Source organism: Stutzerimonas stutzeri (assembly GCF_000935215.1).
Classification (GTDB): Bacteria; Pseudomonadota; Gammaproteobacteria; order Pseudomonadales; family Pseudomonadaceae; genus Stutzerimonas.
In genome coordinates, this window is sequence record NZ_JXXD01000322.1 from 1 (window position 1) to 1361 (window position 1361).

The following is a 1361-nucleotide window of genomic DNA, read 5'->3' on the forward strand; positions in this document are numbered from 1 at the left end:
GGATCGAAAAGCTATTCCTCACTGCTTGTGGGGAGAGTCCATATACGACTTGTTAGGGGTAAAGCACTACGCATTATTGGGGTTCCAGTTCGGACCAAAGAGGATTTAGCCCCTTTGATTCTATTGCTGTTCCATAGTCCTGAAAGCTGTTTTTGCTAATGACATTTTGGCTTGCCCAGCTTGCTTCGCATTCTCACAAACCCGAATTAATTCTCGCGTACTTACGATGCGCATTGGCCTTATGTGTCCTTGCTGGCACCTTGGGCACTCAAGGGGCATGAGCATTACCTCTAACTACAATTAGACACCAAGTGGTGTATAAGACGCCGAACGGGCTTGGTGTATAACATTCCGTTCGCCACTCTCTCCGAGCCTCTAGCTCGGGCCCCTCAGCGACGCCGGGTGGTTATACACCAGCTCCGGGAAGCATGAAATTGATGTCATCAAACACTGCCTCGCCTGCGACCTTCCGCACACGCTCCACCATTACCGTGTCGATAAGGCTTCGAGATTGCATGCCGTGTAGAGCCGCAGAAAACTGGCAAGCACAAGCGCCAGGCCTAGCAGAGCCCTAGAAAAACCAACCACTGCAGGCCAGAGAAACGGTTAGGTCTCGCCGCCCGCAGCATATAGCAACGGGCTCAATCCCCCTGACAGAACCGCAGAATCGCCTCGGCCACTGCCTGCGGCGCCTCGCGCTGGGGGAAGTGGCCGACGCCTGGCAGCAACTGACGGTGGTATGGGCCGCTGAACAAGGCCTCACGCCCGGCCGAGGTTTCCGGTGCGTTGCAGGTATCAGTCTCGCCGTGCAGCACCAGCGTCGGCACGGCGAGTACCGGGGACGGTTGCAGCAGCGTCTCGTCCGACGCATAGGCAGGATCGCCGTCGACGAAGCCCCAGCGGTGGCGGTAGGAGTGCAGTACCACGGCAGCCCAGTCCGGGTTGTCGAACGCCTCCAGCGCCTGGATGAAATCAGCCTCGGCGTACCAGCCGGCCGGTGACCAGGTATCCCACAGCAACCGCGTGAAGGCCGCGCGATCCTCGACTACCGTCTGCTCGCCGCGCGGGGTGGCCATGTACCAGTGGTACCAGTAGTTGCGCGCCTGGCTGAGCGAGATGTGCTGGTTCGGGTCATTGGTGCCGTAGCCCACCGCGAGCATTACCAGCCGTGCGGCGGCGTGATGGCGCAGCCCGCAGGCATTGGCCACCGCCCGCGCGCCCCAGTCATGGCCGACCAGCACCGGCTGGTCGAGGCGCAATGCGTCGATGAAATCCAGCAGGTCGCGCCCCAGCGCGGCGAGCTGACCGCTGCGTGGGGTCAGCGCGTCGCGAAAGCGTGTCTGGCCGAAGCCGCGCAGCGT

The 1361-nt window shown here is 60.8% G+C and carries 1 protein-coding gene; it reads right to left on the bottom strand.

Annotated elements, in window-relative coordinates; genetic code table 11:
• Positions 1 to 641: 641 nt before the first annotated feature.
• Positions 642 to 1361 (bottom strand): alpha/beta fold hydrolase (locus tag LO50_RS22965; protein WP_044316478.1); only part of this gene is annotated, 720 nt, incomplete at its 5' end.